Here is an 18,136-nt window from a genome sequence, read left to right as displayed (position 1 = left end):
AACGGGGTCAAAACCGTCACGCAGCCGTCATATACGGCGAGCAGCATGCTTTTTCCTGCCCCTTTCACTCTTTCCGCCCCACCATGCCGACCAGTGCACTTCCCGACCACGAAGACCTGATGCAACGCATCGCCCGTGACCTGATCGACAGCTACGACGAAGAGCTCGAGCTGGAGATCGAAGACCGCAACATCGACGGCCTCGACCCCGCCTTGGCAACGCCGACCTCCGCCGACAAGGCCGCCCGCCAGGCCTACTTCAAGGAGCTGTTCCGCCTGCAGGGCGAGCTCGTCAAGCTGCAGGACTGGGTGCAGCACAGCAAGCAGAAAGTCGTCATCCTGTTCGAAGGCCGCGACGCGGCGGGCAAGGGCGGCGTCATCAAGCGCATCACACAGCGCCTGAATCCGCGCGTGGCCCGCGTGGCCGCTCTGCCGGCGCCCAACGACCGCGAACGCACGCAGTGGTACTTCCAGCGCTATGCCGCGCACCTGCCGGCAGCGGGCGAAATGGTGCTGTTCGACCGCAGCTGGTACAACCGCGCCGGCGTCGAGCGCGTGATGGGCTTCTGCACCGACGAAGAGTACGAAGAGTTCTTCCGCACCGTGCCCGAGTTCGAGAAGATGCTCGTGCGCTCCGGCATCAAGCTCATCAAATACTGGTTCTCCATCACCGACGACGAGCAGCACATGCGCTTCCTCGGCCGCATCCACGATCCGCTCAAGCAGTGGAAGCTCAGCCCGATGGACCTCGAAAGCCGCCGCCGCTGGGAGGAATACACCAAGGCGAAGGAAATCATGCTGGAGCGCACCCACATCCCCGAGGCGCCGTGGTGGGTGGTGCAGGCGGTCGACAAGAAGAAGGCGCGGCTGAACTGCATCAGCCATCTGCTGGGCCAGATGCCGTACCAGGAAGTGGCGCATCCGCCGGTCGAGCTGCCCGCGCGCGTGCGGCACGACGACTATCTGCGCCAGCCTGTTCCGGCCAACATGATCGTTCCGGAAATCTACTGATGCGTGCCGGGGCGGTAAGGCCGCCCCTTGTCGGGTGTTGTTAGGCCGGCCGGCGCTTTGCGTTCACACTGCGCGCCATGGCCCGTTCTTCCACCGCTTCCGTCTTTGCCCGCGCCTACGAGCGCAACCTGCGCGCGCTCACCAAGGCCACGCTGAGCAACAGCAAGCGCATCGCGGGGCAGGTCCAGCGCGCCACCGCCAAGCGGCTCAAGCCGCCGCCCGGCAAAGGCGACTGGCTCAGCGGCATGGCGATGGGCCCGGGCGGCGCGCGCGGCTATCACCTGTTCCGGCCGGCCGGCTTGCAGCTGAAGCCGGGCGAGCGGCTGCCGCTCATGGTCATGCTGCACGGCTGCGGCCAGACCGGGCGCGACTTTGCCGCGAGCACGCGCATGAACGCGCTGGCCGTGCGCCAGCGCTTCCTGGTGCTCTATCTCGAGCAAGACCGGCTTGCCCACCCGCAGGGCTGCTGGAACTGGTACGAGCGTCGCTCCGGCAAGGCCGACGCCGAAGCCGCGACGCTGATGGCCGCCATCGATCAGGCCTGCATGCTGTACCCCGCGGACCGCGATCGCGTGGCGCTGGCGGGGCTCTCGGCCGGCGCGAGCATGGCGGCGTTGCTGGCCACGCGCTACCCGAATCGCTTCCGCGCCGTCGTCATGCATTCGGGCGTGGCGCCCGGCGCGGCGAAATCGCCGGCCACGGCCCTTGGCGCAATGCGCGGACAGAACGTGCCGCCGATGCCCTCCACGGCAGTCGGCAAGGCGATGGGCGCCGCGGCTGTCTTCGCCACCTTGCCGCCGATGCTGGTGCTGCACGGCGATGCCGACGCAGTCGTTGCGCCGAGCAATGCAGTCAACAGCGCCGCGGTGTGGGCCACCGCGCTGGGCGCGAAGCCCGGGCTGTCGCGCAACATGCAGCGCGGCAAGCGCCGTTCGATGCGCGTGACCGACTTCAAGCGCAAGGGCCGCACGCTCGTCACGCTGTGCGAGATCGCGGGGCTGGGCCATTCGTGGAGCGGCGGCGCATCGAAGCTGCTGTTCAGCGACCCCGAGGGGCCTGACGCCACGCGCATGACATGGGCCTTCGCGGCCGCGCAGTTCAAGGCCGCGGCGAAGGCCTGAAGAGAAGGGCGGCTATGCAGCGACAGCGCCTTCGCGCGCCGCTGCCCGCCAGGCACCGGGCGCCATCCCTTTCTCTCGCTTGAAGGCTTTGCTGAACGCCGCCTCCGACTCGTAGCCCACCGCCCCTGCGATCGCGCCCAGGGCAGCGTGGCCTTGCCCCAGCATGTTGCCGGCTTTGAACATGCGCCACTGCGTGAGGTACTCCAGCGGCGCCTGCCCCACCCGCTCGCGAAAACGCTGCGCGAAGGCCGAGCGCGACAGGCTCGCGACGGAAGCAAGAGCCTCTACCGTCCAGTCGCGCGCGATGTCCTTGTGCATCGCACGCAAGGCCGGGCCAATGCGCGCGTCGGCCAGCGCGGCGAGCCAGCCCGTCTGAGATTCGCCGTTGGCCGCGACGTGCGCGCGCACGGCCTGCACGAACACGATGTCGGCCAGCCGGCTCACGAGCAGGCTGGAGCCCAGGCCCGGCTCGCCGGTTTCCATGGCCAGCAGCTGCAGCGTGCCTTGCAGCGCAAGGGCCCGGGCCTGCTCCATCTTCACGTGCAGCAGCACCGGCAGCAGATCGAGCAGCGGCCGCGCGGCGCGCTGGTCGAAGTGGAACCAGCCGCAGATCACCGATGCCGCCGTGCCCGTGCCGCCGAGTTCCACCAGCCCGCCGATGCGGTCGCGCACGACGGAGGCACAGCTTACCGTCGGCGTGTTCGGATGGTCGCGCAGGATGTAGGGCGTGCCATGCGCCAGCACATAGCAGTCGCCCGTCGCCAGCGCCACCGGCTGCGCCATGCCCTCGATCTCCAGCAGGCAGCCGCCGCGCACCACCAGCCCGAAGCGCGCACTCTCGCCGCCCGCCAGGCTCACGCCCCAGGGAGCGCCGGCTTCGAGGCGGGCATACAGGGCGCTGCGCACGCGCATGGCGGCAAAGACGTCGTCGAGCGGATCCATGAAGACTCCTGTGGCGGTGGACGAATGGACAAGATTGTCGGCTTCCCAGTCATTCACTGTCCACCGGCGGAGGCAGAAACTGCAGCCTCACTCTTCCCAGACACAGAAACAACAGGAGCAGACCATGAACGCCAGAACCGAATTTGCCGAACTCGCCGACCGCTACGTCGCCGTCTGGAACGAACCCGATGCCGATGCGCGCCGCGCCGCCATCGCCAGCCTCTGGATGTCCGACGGCGAGCACTACGTGCGCACGTTGCAAGCCAAGGGCTACGAGGCGCTGCAGCAGCGCGTTACCGGCTCGCACGAGAAGAACGTGCGCGACGCCGGCTTCCGCTTCGTCTCCGCAGGCGACGCCCAATTCCTGCACGACGCGGTGATGTTCCATTGGCACATGGTCCCGGCCGCCGGTGGTCCGGTGGCCGCGCTCGGGCTGGAGTTCCTGGTGCTGGCCGAGGACGGCCGCATCGCCGCGGACTACCAGTTCATCCTGCCGACGCCCGTTGTCTGAATCCCGGCGATGACCTCCGGGGTCATTGCCGCCGTATCGCTTGCTCCCAACACTCGAGCCCATCATGACGCAGTCAAACATCGCTGCTTCGGCAGCATCGCTTTCTTCCACAGGAAGCCAGAACACGGGCGCGACGAAGCCCGGGCGGCTGGGCCTGTGGGTCATGCTCAGCGGCACCTTCCTGGTGGTGCTGGACTTCTTCATCGTCAACGTCGCGCTGCCGTCGATGCAGCGCGAGCTGCTGGCGAGCGCGGGCACCCTGCAACTGGTGGTGGCCGGCTACGGCCTGGCCACCGCTGCGGGCCTCATCACCGGCGGCCGGCTCGGCGACCTGTTCGGTCGCCGCCGCATGTTCATGCTGGGCCTGCTGCTGTTCACGCTGGCTTCGGCCGCCTGCGGCTTTGCGCCAAACGCTGAACTGCTGGTGGCGGCGCGCGTGCTGCAGGGGCTGGCCGGCGCGCTGCTGCAGCCGCAGGTGCTGGCGATGATCGGCTTGGCCTATGCCGGCGAAGACCGGGCGCGCGCCTTCGCGGCGTACGGGCTCACGCTGGGGCTGGGTGCCACGCTCGGGCAGCTGGTCGGCGGCTTGCTGATCCATGCCGATGTGGCGGGTCTGGGCTGGCGCAGTTGCTTCCTCATCAACGTGCCGATCGGCCTGCTGGCGCTGATGCTTGCACCGCGCGTCATTCCGCCGCTGGCGAACAGCGGCAACAGCAAGCTCGACCTCCTCGGCATGCTGCTGGTGGCCGCGGGCTCGGTGGCCGTGGTGCTGCCGCTGGTGGAAGGCCGCGAACAGGGCTGGCCACTGTGGAGCTGGGTGTGCCTTGCAGCGGCGCTGCCGCTGCTCGCAGCCTTTGCATATCAACAGCGCCGGCTCGCTGCACGCGGCGGTGCGCCGCTCGTGGCACCAGCGTTGCTGGCCAACGGCCGCTTCGTCACGGGCCTGCTCACCACGCTGGCCTTCTATGTGGGCAATGCCTCGCTGTACTTTGTGCTCGCGCTGTACCTGCAGCAGGGCCTGGCGCTCGATGCGCTCACCTCGGGCGTCGTCTTCACGTCGCTGGCGATCGGCTTCTTCGCGACGTCGATGGCGGGTGCGCGCCTCGCGCGGCGCTTCGGAGGCAAGCCGCCCATCGCGCTCGGTGCGCTGGTGCTTGCTGCAGGGCATGCATTGCAGTTTGTCAACGTGGCGGGCTGGGCGGGGCATTCGCACGTCGTGGCGTGGATGGTGCCGTTGCTGCTGGTGCAGGGCGCGGGGCTCGGCATGGTGATGGCGCCGCTGGTGTCGACCGTGCTGGCCGGGCTGCCGCCGCAGCATGCGGGCGTGGCCTCGGGCGTGCTGTCGATGGTGCAGCAGGCGAGCAATGCGCTGGGGGTGGCGTTGATCGGCATCCTCTTCTACGGGCGGCTGGGTCATGGGGCCGATGCGGCGGGGTATGCGAGCGCGTTCGGGGCGGCTCTGATCTATCTGACGGTTTCAGCGCTGCTCGTGGCTGCGCTCCACCATCGCGGAAGCCGGCGGGCCTGATCGGGCGCGGCGGTGGCCGTGCCAAACTCTCCTGTCCTCACGACAGGACAGACATGGCCACCGATATCCAGCAACTGACCCAAGACCTGCGCGACTTCGCCCAGGTGCGCCAATGGGAGATGTTCCACTCCCCCAAAAATCTGGCCTCCGCGCTTTCCGTGGAGGCCGCCGAACTGCTTGAACACTTCCAGTGGATGAGTGAAGCCAAGAGCCGCAATCTGACCGCCGCCAAGCGCGCCGAGATCGGCACAGAGATCGCCGACGTCTTCCTCTACCTGCTGCAGCTCGCCGACAAGCTCGATATCGACGTGATCGAGGCAGCAAAGAGCAAGATGCTCGTCAACGCCAGCAAGTACCCCGTGCCGCCGCCTGCCTGAGCCCTGAGTACCTCCGTGTACGCCACCCGGCGTATTTCCCCTTCCTGGTGCATTCCGCAGACTCCCTCCCACGCCAGCAAAGCGCTGGCGACAAGGTTCAACCAACCCGGAGCAGGAGTCCACATGCAACGTCGTTTCACACTCAAGGCGCTCACCGCCGCCGTCGCGCTGGCCAGCATTTCTGCTGCGCCCGCTTTCGCTGCCGACACCATCAAGGTCGGCGTGCTGCACTCGCTGTCGGGCACGATGGCCATTTCCGAAACCGTGCTGAAAGACACGGTGCTGATGGCCATCGACGACATCAACAAGAAGGGCGGCGTGCTGGGCAAGCAGCTCGAGCCCGTGGTGGTCGACCCGGCCTCCAACTGGCCCCTGTTCGCTGAAAAGACCAAGCAGCTGCTCGGCCAGGACAAGGTGTCGGTGATCTTCGGCTGCTGGACTTCGGTGTCGCGCAAGTCGGTGCTGCCGGTGGTCGAGGAAATGAACGGCCTGCTGTTCTACCCGGTGCAGTACGAGGGTGAAGAACTCTCGAAGAACGTGTTCTACACGGGCGCCGCGCCCAACCAGCAAGCCATTCCGGCCGTCGACTACCTGATGAGCAAGGAAGGCGGCGGCGCCAAGCGCTGGGTGCTGCTGGGCACCGACTACGTGTACCCCCGCACCACCAACAAGATCCTGCGCGCCTACCTCAAGAGCAAGGGCGTGAAGGACACCGACATCGACGAGAAGTACACCCCCTTCGGCCACAGCGACTACCAGACCATCGTTGCCGACATCAAGAAGTTCTCGGCCGGCGGCAAGACTGCAGTGGTGTCGACCATCAACGGCGACTCCAACGTGCCCTTCTACAAGGAACTCGGCAACGCCGGCCTGAAGGCCAAGGACGTGCCCGTGGTTGCCTTCTCGGTGGGCGAAGAAGAGCTGCGCGGCGTGGACACCAAGCCGCTGGTCGGTCACCTGGCCGCATGGAACTACTTCATGTCGATCAAGAACCCGACCAACACGGCGTTCATCAAGCAGTGGAGCGACTACGCCAAGGCCAAGAACATCGCCGGCCACAAGGACAAGCCGCTCACCAACGACCCGATGGAAGCCACCTGGATCGGCATCCACATGTGGAAGCAGGCGGTCGAGAAGGCCAAGTCGACCGACACCGACAAGGTGATCGCAGCCATGGCCGGCCAGACCTTCACGGCTCCCTCGGGCATCGTGTCGAAGATGGACGAGAAGAACCATCACCTGCACAAGAGCGTGTTCATCGGCGAAATCAAGGCCGATGGCCAGTTCAACGTGGTGTGGAAGACGCCGGGTCCTGTGAAGGCCAAGCCGTGGAGCCCGTACATCGAAGGCAACGACAAGAAGCCTGACTACCCCGCTGGCAAGTCGATGTAAATGTGTTTCTCCCTCCCCCGCTGGGGGAGGGAGCCAACCCAATTTCCATTCTCATGATGCTTCGACGAACCCTTCACTGCGCACTCGCCGCCATGCTGCTCATGGCATCGGCCGCCCACGCGTTGACCGCCGACGAAGCCCGGGCCATCGCCTCCGGCGAATCCGAAGCCCGCATCGCCGCACTCAACAAGGCCGTGCTCACGGCCGACGACAAGACCACCGCCTTCATCCAGGCCATGTCCGACGACGCGGTCAAGTACACCGAAGACAAGGTCTTCGTGATGAAGGACGACAAGGGCTACGACCCCGTCACCGGCGCCGAGCTGAAGGTGCCCGACACCGCCGAAGACGTCGTCAACAACAACCTCATGCGCGGCGCGCTCGATGCCGCGCAGGCTGCTCTCAAGCTCACGAGCAAGGACGACGCGGTGCGCGCCGAAGCCGCGCAGGCGCTCTTCAAGGAGCCCGACGAATCGCGCGTGCCCATGGTCGAGAAGGCGCTGGCCGCCGAGACCAATCCGAAGATCAAGGCGCAGCTCGAACTGGTGCGCGCCGCCAGCATGCTTACCAGCGCCGACAAGGCCAAGCGCCTCATCGCCGCCAAGGAGCTGGGCAACAACCGCAACCCCGACACCAAACTGCTGCTCAACCAGCGCCTGGCCGACGAAACCGAGGCGGACGTCAAGGCCGCCATCGTCGCTTCCATTGCCAGCATCGACGGCGCGCTGGTCTGGGGAGACCGCATCAACGCCGTGTTCAGCGGCATCAGCCTGGGCTCGGTGCTGCTGCTGGCCGCGCTCGGCTTGGCCATCACCTACGGGCTGATGGGCGTGATCAACATGGCGCACGGCGAGCTGATGATGATCGGCGCCTACGCCACCTACGTGATGCAGGGCATCTTCCAGAAGTACGTGCCCGAGGCGGCCTTCGGCTTGTACCTGGTCGCTGCCATTCCGGTCTCGTTCCTCGCGTCGGCGCTCGTGGGCGCAGTGCTGGAGCGCGGCGTGATCCGTTTCCTGTACGGCCGACCGCTCGAGACGCTGCTCGCCACCTGGGGCATCAGCCTGATGCTGCAGCAGCTCGTGCGCACGCTGTTCGGCGCGCAGAACGTCGGCGTCGAAAACCCCGGCTGGATGAGCGGCGGCTTCACCATGCTGAGCAACGTCACACTGCCGTGGAACCGCATCTGCATCATCATCTTCGCCGCTCTGGTATTGCTTGCGATGGGCTGGCTCATCGGCAAGACGCGCCTGGGCCTGTTCGTGCGCGGCGTTACGCAGAACCGCCCGATCGCCTCGTGCATGGGCGTGAACACCGCGCGCATCGACACCTACGCCTTCGCGCTCGGCTCCGGCATAGCGGGCCTTGCCGGCTGCGCGCTGAGCCAGATCGGCAACGTCGGCCCCGACCTGGGCCAGAGCTACATCGTCGACAGCTTCATGGTGGTCGTGATGGGCGGCGTCGGCCAGCTTGCGGGCACCGTGTATGCGGCGCTGGGGCTGGGCATTCTCAACAAGTTCATCGAAGGCTGGGCGGGCGCGGTGCTCGCGAAGATCGCGGTGCTTGTCTTCATCATCATCTTCATCCAGAAGCGGCCGCAGGGCATCTTCGCAATGAAAGGCCGGAGCGCTGAGGCATGAGCAAGGTCGTACTTCCAACCAAGGGGCCGCTGCTGAGCGGCAAGGGCTGGACGGCCTTCTTCGTCGCGCTGATCGTGGTGTGCGCCGTGGCACCGGTGCTCAACATCTGGGTGCCGGTAGACAGCCCGCTGCACATGAGCGACTACGCGGTGGCGCTGGTCGGCAAGATCATGTGCTACGCCATCTGCGCGCTGGCCATGGACCTGATCTGGGGCTACACCGGCATCCTCTCGCTGGGCCATGGCCTGTTCTTCGCGCTCGGCGGCTACATGATGGGCATGTACCTCATGCGCCAGATCGGCCGCGACGGCAATTACAAGAGCGACCTGCCGGACTTCATGGTGTTCCTCGACTGGAAGACGCTGCCCTGGCACTGGACCTTCAGCGACAGCTTCATCGCCACGCTGATTTTGATCGTCGCGGTGCCGGGCCTCATCGCCTTCGTGTTCGGCTTCTTCGCCTTCCGCTCGCGCATCAAGGGCGTGTACTTCTCGATCATCACGCAGGCCATGACCTTTGCGGCCATGCTGCTGTTCTTCCGCAACGAGACGGGCTTCGGCGGCAACAACGGCTTCACCGACTTCAAGCGCATCCTGAATATTCCGATCGCCACGCAGGAAATGCGAATGACGCTGTTCGCGCTCACCGGCGCCACGCTGCTGGGCTTCTTCCTGTTCGCCAAGTGGCTCATCGGCAGCAAGTTCGGCCGTGTGCTGCAGGCCATTCGCGACGCCGAAACGCGCGTGATGTTCTCGGGCTACAACCCGCTGCCGTACAAGCTCACGATCTGGGTCATCTCCGCCATCATGTGTGGCGTGGCCGGCGCGCTGTACGTGCCGCAGGTCGGCATCATCAACCCGGGCGAGATGAGCGCGGCCAACTCCATCGAGATCGCCATCTGGGCCGCCGTGGGCGGACGCGCGACGCTGATCGGCCCCATCATCGGCGCCTTCATCGTCAATGGCGCGAAGAGCTGGCTCACCGTGGCCTACCCCGAGTACTGGCTGTACTTCCTGGGTGCCTTGTTCATTGCTGTCACGCTGTTCCTGCCGAACGGCATCGTGGGGTTGGTGCGCAAGTGGGTGTCGAGGGAGAAGAAGCCGGTGTCGCCCGAGCCCGTGCAGGATGCTGCTGCACGGCGCTCGGTTGCGGTGGAGCAGGGCGTCGAGCCCGATGCGCTGGGCTCGCTGCCCGTGGACGCGAAGGGAGCACGCGCATGACGCCCGACCTGATGGAAGCCGGCGCCGAGCGCGCGGCACGCGCCAGCGGCATTCACTACGCGAGCGGCAGCACCGAATCGGGCGGCCGCGCCGCCGACTTCGGCCGCCACGTCACACCGGGCGAAGTCGACGTCACGCACGGCCGCATCCTCTACCTCGAAGACGTCAGCGTGAGCTTCGACGGCTTCAAGGCCATCAACAAGCTCTCGCTCGACATCGCGCCAGGTGAGCTGCGCTGCATCATCGGCCCCAACGGCGCGGGCAAGACCACGATGATGGACATCATCACCGGCAAGACGCGGCCCGATTCGGGCACCGTGTTCTTCGGCAGCACCATCGACCTGCTGCGCCACCGCGAAGCGGACATCGCGCAACTGGGCATCGGCCGCAAGTTCCAGAAGCCGACAGTGTTCGAGCACCTGACCGTGTTCGAGAACCTCGAGCTCGCGCTGAAGACTAACAAGGGCGTGCGTGCCTCGATGCTCTTCAGGCTCGACTCGGCACAAAGCGACCGCCTGGCCGAGGTGCTGGAAACCATTCACCTCGCCGACAGCGTGTCGCGCCTGGCCGGCAACCTGAGCCATGGCCAGAAGCAGTGGCTCGAAATCGGCATGCTGCTGATGCAAGACCCCAAGCTGCTGCTGCTCGACGAGCCCGTCGCAGGCATGACCGATGAAGAGACGGCGCGCACCGCCGAGCTGTTCCTCACCCTCAAGGGCAAGCATTCGCTGATGGTGGTGGAGCACGACATGAGCTTCATCCGCACCATCTCCGAGATCGTCACCGTGCTGTGCGACGGCTCCGTGCTGGCGCAAGGCACGCTGGACGAAGTGCAAGCCGATGAGCGCGTGATCGAGGTCTATCTGGGCCGCTGAGGAACCGAACCCATGCTGACAGTCAAGAACATCCACCAGTACTACGGCGGCTCCCACATCCTCCGGGACGTGAGCTTCGAGGCAACGCTCGGCAAGGTCACGGTATTGCTGGGCCGCAACGGCGTAGGCAAGACCACGCTGCTGAAGTCCCTCATGGGCCTGGTGCCCATCAAGAGCGGCAGCATCGAACTCGAAGGCAAGCCCATCCACAAGGCCACGCCGTACGACAGGGCAAGAGCCGGCATCGGCTTCGTCCCGCAGGGCCGCGAGATCTTCGCGCGGCTCACGGTCGAGGAAAACCTGCGCATGGGCCTGGCCTACAAGAGCGGCAGCACGCCCATTCCGTCGGAGCTGTTCGACCTGTTCCCCGTGCTCAAGCAGATGATCAACAGAAGAGGCGGCGACCTCTCCGGCGGGCAGCAGCAGCAGCTTGCGATCGCCCGGGCCCTCGCGCCCAAGCCCAAGCTGCTGATCCTCGACGAGCCTACCGAAGGCATCCAGCCCAGCATCATCAAGGACATCGGCCGCGTCATCCGCATGCTGGCCGACCGCGGCGACATGGCCATCGTGCTGTGCGAGCAGTACTACGACTTCGCCCAGGAACTGGCCGACGACTACCTCGTGATGGAGCGGGGCGAAGTCATTGCCCGCGGCCTTGGCAAGGACATGGAAGCCCAGGGCGTGCGCCAGCTCGTCGCCATCTGAACCCCTTGGGCAGGGCTTCGAAGCCCTGCCAGTACAGGGCCTTGGGCAACTGCGTATCGGCAGGAATTCAGGGTTTACCCTAAAATCCGGCTTCTGCCCGCGGCCGCCGGGCACCTTCCCAGGAGCCTGGCCTTGAACGCCTCCCCACCCGCGCTGGACAGCGCGGACACCGATATTTCCGTTTCTTCTTCTCCCGCCGCGCCCGTCAATTTCCTGCGCGCGGTGCTCGCACTTGGCGTCGGCGGCTTTGCCATCGGCACCGGCGAATTCGTCATCATGGGCCTGTTGCCCGAAGTGGCGAAGGACATCGACGTCAGCATCCCGCAGGCAGGCCACGTCATCAGTGCCTACGCGCTCGGCGTGGTCATCGGCGCGCCCGTGCTCGCTGTGCTGGCCGCAGGCTGGCGCCGCCGCGCGCTGCTGATCGCGCTCATGGCCGTGTTCGCGGCCGGCAACTTCGCCAGCGCCGCGGCCCCCAACTATTTACTGCTGAACCTGCTGCGCTTTGCCACCGGCCTGCCGCACGGCACCTACTTCGGCGTGGCCGCGCTCGTGGCCGCCACGCTCGCGCCACCTGGGCGCCGCGCGCGGGCCGTGGGGCTCGTCATGCTGGGGCTCACCGGCGCCACGCTGGTCGGCGTGCCCATCGCCGCCTGGCTGGGCCAGATCTTCGGCTGGCGCGCCGCCTTCGTGTTCGTCGGCGTGATCGCGCTGGTGGCCATCGCGCTGCTGCGCCGCGACATCCCCGACCTCGCAGCGCCCGCAGGCGCCAGCCCTTGGCGCGAACTCGGCGCGCTCAAGCGCAAGCAGGTGTGGTTCACGCTCGGCATCGGCGCCATCGGCTTCGGCGGCATGTTCTCGGTGTTCAGCTACATCAAGCCCACGCTCATCGAAGTGGCTGGCATGCCCATGGGCGGCGTGCCCTTCGTGCTGGCGCTGTTCGGCCTGGGCATGGTCACCGGCAACCTCGTGGGCTCGCGCCTGGCCGACAAGTCGCTCATGCGCACTATCGGCGGCCTGCTGGTCTATGCGGCGCTGGTGCTCGCGATGTTCACCTTCGCGGCGCACAACGTCTTTACCGCGGCGTTCAACGTGTTCCTGATCGGCACCACCGTGGCCATCGGCCCGGCGCTGCAGATCCGCCTGATGGACGTGGCCGGCGATGCGCAGACGCTCGCTGCCGCACTCAACCACTCGGCCTTCAACATGGCCAACGCGCTCGGCGCGTGGCTCGGCGGCGTGGCCATTGCCGCGGGCCTGGGCTGGACCTCGACCGGCTGGGTCGGCGCCTTGCTGGCGCTGGCGGGCATGGGCGTGTTCGGTTGGGCGATTGCGAGCGCGCGTGCCGAAGCGCGCCGGCCCGAAACGGTTACTTGCTGAGGGCTGCGCCGCGTTCGCGCAGCAGCGACGCGAAGCGGCGAAGCTCCGCCGCGTTCAGGTCCGACACCGCCCACGCCTGCATGCCGCCCTGGGCCCATCGCGCCAGCTGGTAGCCCTGGCGCGTGGAGAACACGGGGCCCTGTGCCTTCGCATCGGCCGCCGGCCAGACGAACACATTGATCACATGCGGCCCTGAGCGATACACCAGCGCTGCCACGGTGCGCCCATCGAGGTAGTCGAGCCGCCCGCCAGTCAACGGAAAGCCTTCCGCAGCCAGGTCGATCACCGGCGGTGAAAAGTCGAGCTTGCCGGCGAACCACGGCTTCACCGTGTGCTGGTCGGACGAGGCCACGTCGGCCAGGTGCGAGGCCATCAGCGAGCGCACGTGGTTGGCGGTGACGGCTTCGGCGAGCGCGTCCTGCGGCGGCACCGGCGTCGCGAGCAGCATCAGCGCAAGGCCCCAGGCCGTTGCCGCGCCCGTGCCGAACCATGCCAGGCCTTGCCACAAGCCGCGACGAGGCTGCTGCACCGGCGTGGGTGCGGTCACCGCCTCGGCGCGCACCGCCTGCCCGATGCGCTCGGCCAGCCCATCCGGTGGCGTGTGCCGCACGGCATGACGCCGGATCAAGGTTCCCAGTTCTTCTTCAGACATTGACATGGTGGATCTTTCCTCCAGCGTCGCCAGCGGGCCGTTCGTCGCGCAGGCTGTCGCGCAGCAAGGCCCGTGCGCGCGACAGCCGCGACATCACCGTGCCCAGCGGCACGCCGGCGATGCGTGCGATGTCCTCGTAGCGCATCTCTTCGAGTTCGCGCAGCACGATCACTTCGCGGTACACCGGCGGCAGTGCGTCGATGGCGGCATTGATGCGCTCGCCCTGTGCACGCTGCTCCCATTGCCGGGCCGGATCGCCGGCCTGCGCTGAAGAGTGGCCATCAGCCGCCTCGCTGTCGCGCAGTTCGTCGAACTCGACCTGGTCGGCCAACTGCCGGTTCTGCCGCATCCAGTCGTAGCAGGCATTGCGCACGATGCCCAGAAGCCATGGCCGCGCGCTCTCGCCGCGCAGCCCGTCGAAAAACCGGAACGCACGCAGGTACGCCTCCTGCACCGCATCGTCGGCCAGTTGGTCGTCGCGCAACAACCAGCGCGCAAGATTCCACGCCGCATCGAGATGCGGCAGCGCTGCGGCTTCGAACTGGCGTGTGCGATGGGTCGTCAACAGGCTCAATGGGCTCCTTCTTCCTGCATGACGGAGTGGCCCGGCGCTTTATTCCATCTTTTTTACCGACCCGCGTGGAATAAGCAGGGCACGCCATGCGTCATGCCCTGTGCGGATTCTGCTTGCTTCCGTTCAATTCCCCAGGAGGTTTTCACCATGCTCGCCATTCCCGGTTTCGCACGCATCCTCGTACTGCTCTCGGCCCTGGCCGCCTCGGCCGCCTCCGCCCTGGCCGCCGGGCCCAAGGCCTACGTCGGCAACTTCAAGGACAGCACCGTCAGCGTGATCGACACCGGCACCGAGCGCGTCGTCGCCACCGTGCCGGTGGCAGCCGGGCCGGACGGCATCATCGTCGCGCCGGGCGGGCGCAGTGTGTTCGTCAGCGGCTCCAGTGCTTCGACTGTGAGCGAGATCGATGCCGCCACCGACCACGTCGCGCGCAACATCGACGTCGGCAAAGGCCCGCAGGGCCTGGCCATGACGGCGGACGGCAAGTGGCTGCTGGTGGCCGTCAACGGCGACGACCGCGTGGCCTTCGTCGACACCACGGCCCACGGCGTGAGCGCCACCGTGCCGGTGCCCAAGCCGCACACCATCGCCATCCGGCCCGACGGGCGTCAGGCCTACGTCGCGTCGCAGGAGCCCGGCCATTTCGCGCTGGTCGTGATCGACATGACCACCCGCAGCGTGGTCACCGAGATCCCGCTCGACAAGCCACCGCGCGACCTGGAGTTCGGCCACGACGGCAAGGCGCTCTACCTCACGCTGGCTGGCGTGCCCGCGGTGCAGGTGCTCGACCCCGCCACCAACCAGTGGAGCGCGCCGGTTCCCACGGGCGTGTCGCCGCACATCGCACAGCACTTCGCCGGAATGGCCAGCGGCGTGGTGGTAGTGCAGGGACCGGGCGAAGTCATGCTGTTCGACCCGGCCACGCGTGCGGCGGTGCGCAGCATCGGCGTGGGCAAGCAGCCGCATTGGCTCGACCTGTCGGCGGACGGCAAGAAGCTGTGGGTGAGCAACGAAGGCTCGAACGACGTCAGCGTGGTCGATCTTGCGGGTGGGCCGGTGCACACGGTGGCGGTGGGCAACGCGCCGCGCAAGGTCGCGGTGCAGCGCGTCGCGGCCGCCGAAGCCGCGCATGCCGGTAGCTCCAACCACGTGACTATCCGCAACTTCGCCTTCGAGCCCGCGCAGATCACGGTCAAGGCCGGTCAGCGCGTGAGCTGGCAGAACGACGACGGCGCGCCGCACGGCGTTGTCTTCAAGGACGGCGGCACCGGCATCGACCTGCTGCTGCCCGGCAAGACCTTCGCCCGCACCTTCGACAAGCCGGGCACCTACGACTACGTGTGTTCGGTGCATCCGTACATGACGGCACGGGTCACGGTGGTGGGCTCGCAGCCAGGGTCCTGACTATCGGCTTTCATCCGGCCCGATTGACAGGGGCGAGCGAACCAGGGGACATTGCCCCGGATGAAGGAAGAAAGAATCTCGCGCCGACGCCTGCTGTGCGGCGGGCTGGCCGCCGCTTCGCTGGGCCATCCGTTCCTGCGGCTGAATGCGCAGCCGGCCACGGCGTCGCGCGATCCGTTCACGCTGGGCGTGGCCTCGGGCGTGCCGCGCGCCGACGGCTTCGTGCTCTGGACACGCCTGGCGCCAGAGCCGCTGCAGGGCGGCGGCATGGGCGATGCGCCCGTCGAAGTGCGATGGGAAGTCGCCGACGACGAGGGCTTCAGGCGCGTCGTGGCGAAGGGCTCGGCCATCGCTACGGCCGAGCTTGCGCATTCGGTGCATGTCGAAGTACAGGGGCTGTCGCCGGGCCGCCCTTACTGGTATCGCTTCACGGTCGGCGGCGCACGCAGCCCGATTGGACGCACGCGCACCACGCCCACCGAGGACGACGGGACGCAGCAGCCGCTGCGCTTCGCCTTCGCCTCCTGCCAGCAGTACGAGCAGGGCTACTACGCCGCCTACCGCGACATGGCCGCGCAGCCGCTGGACTTCGTGGTGCACCTGGGCGACTACATCTACGAGAGCTCCTGGGGCTCGCGCCACGTGCGGCGCCATGAGGGCGGCACTCCCACGCAGCTGCCCGAGTTCCGCAACCGCTACGCGCTCTACAAGACCGATCCGCACCTGCAGGCCGCGCACGCCGCCTTTCCCTGGCTCGTGACCTGGGACGACCACGAGGTGGCCAACGACTACACGAACGACATGTCGCCGCGCACCTCGGACCCCGCGCAGTTCCTCGCGATCCGCGCCGCCGCCTACCAGGCGTGGTACGAGCACATGCCGGTGCCCGCCAGCATGCGCCCGCGCGGCGCCGATGCGCTCATCTACGGCCACCACCGCTTCGGCCGCATGCTCGACGTGCTGCTGACCGACGGGCGCCAGTACCGCTCGCACCACGCCTGTCTTTCGGGGCGCAGCGCCTCGCCGCTGGCCGACTGCGCCGACAGGCTCGCACCGCAGCGCAGCTTCTTCGGCGCGCAGCAGGAAGCCTGGCTGGCGCGCGAGCTGGCTGCGCCACCCGCGCGCTGGACCGTGCTCGCCCAGCCCACGCTGCTCGCCGAGGCCGACCGCAAGCGCGGCCCAGAGCACGGCTACTGGATGGACGGCTGGGACGGCTACGCCGCGGCCCGCGCCCGCCTGCTCGATGCGCTGGCCGCGCACAAGGCGCGCGGCGGCAATGCGCTGGTCGCCAGCGGCGACGTGCACGCCTTCTGGGCCGCCGACCTGCGGCGCGGCGACGCGCAGCAGGGCCCGGTGGTCGCCACCGAGTTCGTCGGCGGCGCCATTACCTCCGAGGGGCCCAGCGCCGCCAGCGTGGCGAACATGCTCGCGAAGAACCCGCAACTGCGCTATGGCCGGGCGGACAGGCGTGGCTATACGCTCGCGACCCTCGACGCGCGTGGCTGCTCGATCGAGTTCCGCGTGGCGGACGACGAGAAGACGGCCGATTCGCCTGTCAGCCCCATGGCCCGCTTCTCGGTCGAGCTCGGCGCGCCCGGCGTGCACGCCGAGAGCACCTGAGTCGTAAACGCCCGGCGCCTGCAGGATTGCGCGGCCGTGCCTATGATGGCCGCCGCCGCGCAAGCCCCGTCTGCGTCTCTTTCACCCTTCCCTGAAGCGAGAACCGAACACCATGAGCATTCCCTCCACCCGCCTCGGCCGCACGGGCCTTACCGTGTCCCGCCTTGCCCTCGGCACCATGACCTTCGGCCTGCAGACCGACGAGACGGTGTCGCACCAGATCCTCGACAAGGCTGCCGAAGGCGGCATCAACTTCCTCGACACCGCCGACGTGTACCCGCTCGGCGGCACCGTCGAGACCACCGGCCGTACCGAGGAAATCATCGGCCGCTGGCTGCAGAAGCAGGGCCCCACGGGCCGCCGCCGTTTCGTCGTCGCCACCAAGGCGGTCGGCAAGGTCGGCTCCAACAGCTGGGACCAGGGCGCGTCGCGCAAGCACCTGTTGGACGCCATCGACGCCTCGCTCAAGCGGCTGCAGACCGACCACGTCGACCTGTACCAGCTGCACAGCGACGACCGCGAGACGCCGCTCGAAGAAAGCCTGGAGGCGCTCGACGTCATCGTGAAGTCGGGGCGGGCGCGCTACATCGGCGTGTCGAACTTCCTGGCCTACCGGCTGGCGCGCGCGTTGGGCAAGGCCGAGCTGCACAAGCTCACGCGCTATGTGTCGGTTCAGCCGCGCTACAGCCTGCTGTTCCGCGAGATCGAGCGCGAGCTGCTGCCGCTGGTTGGCGAAGAGGGGCTGGGCGTGATTCCCTACAACCCCCTGGCGGGTGGCCTGCTGACCGGCAAGTACAAGCCCGGTGCCAAGCCCGAGGAAAACACCCGCTTCACGCTCGGCACCGCTGGCAACATGTACCAGGACCGCTACTGGAACGAGCGCAGCTTCAACACCGTGACGCAGCTGCACAAGCTGGCCGACGAGGCGGGCGTGCCGCTGGCAACGCTGGCCGTGGCGTGGGTGATGGCGAATCCGCTGATCACCGCGCCGCTGCTCGGCGCGAGCCGGCCCGACCAGCTCGACGCGACGCTGGCCGCCGCCGAATACAAGCTCGATCCGGCGCTCAAGCAGAAGCTCGACGAGCTGACTGCCGAGTACCGCAAGGGCGATGCCCCGCGCTGACGCTGAAACTGTCAGAACTGTCAGTTAGTCGACAGCGAGGGGTTTGATGAGGGTGCCTAGAG

At 67.4% G+C, this 18,136-nt stretch carries 17 protein-coding genes; 14 read left to right on the top strand and 3 right to left on the bottom strand.

From position 1 onward, the window contains the following. Positions 1 to 83 precede the first annotated feature (83 nt). Positions 84 to 1,010, top strand: a complete 927-nt coding sequence (gene ppk2 / locus ACN9MV_RS24575) for a polyphosphate kinase 2 (protein WP_093077231.1) — start codon at positions 84 to 86, stop codon at positions 1,008 to 1,010. A gap of 77 nt (positions 1,011 to 1,087) precedes the next feature. Next, positions 1,088 to 2,131 (top strand): extracellular catalytic domain type 1 short-chain-length polyhydroxyalkanoate depolymerase, encoded by a 1,044-nt coding sequence (locus ACN9MV_RS24570; protein WP_426389909.1) that lies wholly within the window; start codon positions 1,088 to 1,090, stop codon positions 2,129 to 2,131. A gap of 12 nt (positions 2,132 to 2,143) precedes the next feature. Here the strand turns inward: ACN9MV_RS24570 and ACN9MV_RS24565 are convergent, their stop codons facing one another. After that, positions 2,144 to 3,073: an AraC family transcriptional regulator gene (locus tag ACN9MV_RS24565; RefSeq protein WP_093058612.1), complete on the bottom strand. Its 930-nt coding sequence runs from the start codon at positions 3,071 to 3,073 to the stop codon at positions 2,144 to 2,146. A 124-nt stretch (positions 3,074 to 3,197) separates the two neighbouring features. On the opposite strand from ACN9MV_RS24565, the gene ACN9MV_RS24560 reads away from it, so the two are divergent. From ACN9MV_RS24560 to ACN9MV_RS24520, 9 genes are all read left to right on the top strand, one after another. Then, complete coding sequence (locus ACN9MV_RS24560; RefSeq protein ID WP_426389908.1) at positions 3,198 to 3,584, top strand: hypothetical protein; 387 nt, start codon at positions 3,198 to 3,200, stop codon at positions 3,582 to 3,584. A 64-nt stretch (positions 3,585 to 3,648) separates the two neighbouring features. Beyond that, entirely contained in the window at positions 3,649 to 5,112 is a 1,464-nt protein-coding gene (locus tag ACN9MV_RS24555; RefSeq protein WP_426389907.1) for an MFS transporter, read from the top strand. Between the two features lie 53 nt (positions 5,113 to 5,165). Beyond that, positions 5,166 to 5,489 carry a nucleotide pyrophosphohydrolase gene (locus ACN9MV_RS24550; protein ID WP_426389906.1) on the top strand — a complete coding sequence of 108 codons (324 nt, stop codon included), beginning with the start codon at positions 5,166 to 5,168 and terminating at the stop codon, positions 5,487 to 5,489. Between the two features lie 123 nt (positions 5,490 to 5,612). Next, entirely contained in the window at positions 5,613 to 6,881 is a 1,269-nt protein-coding gene (gene urtA, locus ACN9MV_RS24545) for an urea ABC transporter substrate-binding protein (protein ID WP_093058616.1), read from the top strand. Positions 6,882 to 6,973: 92 nt separating this feature from the next. Next, the gene (urtB, locus tag ACN9MV_RS24540) at positions 6,974 to 8,521 is read left to right on the top strand and encodes an urea ABC transporter permease subunit UrtB (protein WP_093077223.1); all 1,548 of its coding nucleotides are present in this window, start codon (positions 6,974 to 6,976) and stop codon (positions 8,519 to 8,521) included. After that, positions 8,518 to 9,741: an urea ABC transporter permease subunit UrtC gene (urtC, locus tag ACN9MV_RS24535; protein ID WP_426389905.1), complete on the top strand. Its 1,224-nt coding sequence runs from the start codon at positions 8,518 to 8,520 to the stop codon at positions 9,739 to 9,741. The genes urtB and urtC overlap by 4 nt, the downstream gene beginning before the upstream one ends. Next, the gene (urtD, locus tag ACN9MV_RS24530) at positions 9,738 to 10,616 is read left to right on the top strand and encodes an urea ABC transporter ATP-binding protein UrtD (RefSeq protein WP_093058619.1); all 879 of its coding nucleotides are present in this window, start codon (positions 9,738 to 9,740) and stop codon (positions 10,614 to 10,616) included. Before urtC ends, urtD begins: the two co-directional genes overlap by 4 nt. 12 nt (positions 10,617 to 10,628) lie before the next feature. After that, a complete protein-coding gene (gene urtE / locus ACN9MV_RS24525; protein ID WP_015866784.1) occupies positions 10,629 to 11,321 on the top strand; it encodes an urea ABC transporter ATP-binding subunit UrtE in 693 nt (230 codons plus the stop codon). A gap of 132 nt (positions 11,322 to 11,453) precedes the next feature. Then, entirely contained in the window at positions 11,454 to 12,701 is a 1,248-nt protein-coding gene (locus tag ACN9MV_RS24520; protein WP_093178114.1) for an MFS transporter, read from the top strand. Here ACN9MV_RS24520 and ACN9MV_RS24515 read toward each other — a convergent pair. Further along, positions 12,691 to 13,359, bottom strand: coding sequence for an anti-sigma factor family protein (locus ACN9MV_RS24515; protein WP_426389903.1), 669 nt, complete (start codon positions 13,357 to 13,359; stop codon positions 12,691 to 12,693). The genes ACN9MV_RS24520 and ACN9MV_RS24515 overlap by 11 nt on opposite strands. Further along, positions 13,346 to 13,927, bottom strand: a complete 582-nt coding sequence (locus tag ACN9MV_RS24510) for a sigma-70 family RNA polymerase sigma factor (protein ID WP_426389902.1) — start codon at positions 13,925 to 13,927, stop codon at positions 13,346 to 13,348. The genes ACN9MV_RS24515 and ACN9MV_RS24510 overlap by 14 nt, the downstream gene beginning before the upstream one ends. Positions 13,928 to 14,074: 147 nt before the next feature. Between ACN9MV_RS24510 and ACN9MV_RS24505 the strand changes: the two genes are divergently transcribed. From ACN9MV_RS24505 to ACN9MV_RS24495, 3 genes are all read left to right on the top strand, one after another. Continuing rightward, the gene (locus ACN9MV_RS24505) at positions 14,075 to 15,331 is read left to right on the top strand and encodes a plastocyanin/azurin family copper-binding protein (protein WP_426389901.1); all 1,257 of its coding nucleotides are present in this window, start codon (positions 14,075 to 14,077) and stop codon (positions 15,329 to 15,331) included. Positions 15,332 to 15,391: 60 nt separating this feature from the next. Next, the gene (locus ACN9MV_RS24500) at positions 15,392 to 16,951 is read left to right on the top strand and encodes an alkaline phosphatase D family protein (RefSeq protein WP_426389900.1); all 1,560 of its coding nucleotides are present in this window, start codon (positions 15,392 to 15,394) and stop codon (positions 16,949 to 16,951) included. Positions 16,952 to 17,063: 112 nt separating this feature from the next. Continuing rightward, entirely contained in the window at positions 17,064 to 18,074 is a 1,011-nt protein-coding gene (locus ACN9MV_RS24495; protein WP_426389899.1) for an aldo/keto reductase, read from the top strand. Positions 18,075 to 18,136: the final 62 nt, after the last annotated feature.

This window comes from Variovorax sp. R-27 (assembly GCF_049913215.1).
Taxonomy (GTDB): Bacteria; Pseudomonadota; Gammaproteobacteria; order Burkholderiales; family Burkholderiaceae_C; genus Variovorax.
This window is presented reverse-complemented; position numbering and strand designations above follow the sequence as displayed.

Excerpts from the sequence above, each read along its gene's own strand:
- ppk2 (WP_093077231.1), top strand. The coding sequence starts at position 84 with ATGCCGACCAGTGCACTTCCCGACCACGAAGACCTGATGCAACGCATC.
- ACN9MV_RS24570 (WP_426389909.1), top strand. The coding sequence starts at position 1,088 with ATGGCCCGTTCTTCCACCGCTTCCGTCTTTGCCCGCGCCTACGAGCGC.
- ACN9MV_RS24565 (WP_093058612.1), bottom strand. The coding sequence starts at position 3,073 with ATGGATCCGCTCGACGACGTCTTTGCCGCCATGCGCGTGCGCAGCGCC.
- ACN9MV_RS24560 (WP_426389908.1), top strand. The coding sequence starts at position 3,198 with ATGAACGCCAGAACCGAATTTGCCGAACTCGCCGACCGCTACGTCGCC.
- ACN9MV_RS24555 (WP_426389907.1), top strand. The coding sequence starts at position 3,649 with ATGACGCAGTCAAACATCGCTGCTTCGGCAGCATCGCTTTCTTCCACA.
- ACN9MV_RS24550 (WP_426389906.1), top strand. The coding sequence starts at position 5,166 with ATGGCCACCGATATCCAGCAACTGACCCAAGACCTGCGCGACTTCGCC.
- urtA (WP_093058616.1), top strand. The coding sequence starts at position 5,613 with ATGCAACGTCGTTTCACACTCAAGGCGCTCACCGCCGCCGTCGCGCTG.
- urtB (WP_093077223.1), top strand. The coding sequence starts at position 6,974 with ATGCTGCTCATGGCATCGGCCGCCCACGCGTTGACCGCCGACGAAGCC.
- urtC (WP_426389905.1), top strand. The coding sequence starts at position 8,518 with ATGAGCAAGGTCGTACTTCCAACCAAGGGGCCGCTGCTGAGCGGCAAG.
- urtD (WP_093058619.1), top strand. The coding sequence starts at position 9,738 with ATGACGCCCGACCTGATGGAAGCCGGCGCCGAGCGCGCGGCACGCGCC.
- urtE (WP_015866784.1), top strand. The coding sequence starts at position 10,629 with ATGCTGACAGTCAAGAACATCCACCAGTACTACGGCGGCTCCCACATC.
- ACN9MV_RS24515 (WP_426389903.1), bottom strand. The coding sequence starts at position 13,359 with ATGTCAATGTCTGAAGAAGAACTGGGAACCTTGATCCGGCGTCATGCC.
- ACN9MV_RS24505 (WP_426389901.1), top strand. The coding sequence starts at position 14,075 with ATGCTCGCCATTCCCGGTTTCGCACGCATCCTCGTACTGCTCTCGGCC.
- ACN9MV_RS24500 (WP_426389900.1), top strand. The coding sequence starts at position 15,392 with ATGAAGGAAGAAAGAATCTCGCGCCGACGCCTGCTGTGCGGCGGGCTG.
- ACN9MV_RS24495 (WP_426389899.1), top strand. The coding sequence starts at position 17,064 with ATGAGCATTCCCTCCACCCGCCTCGGCCGCACGGGCCTTACCGTGTCC.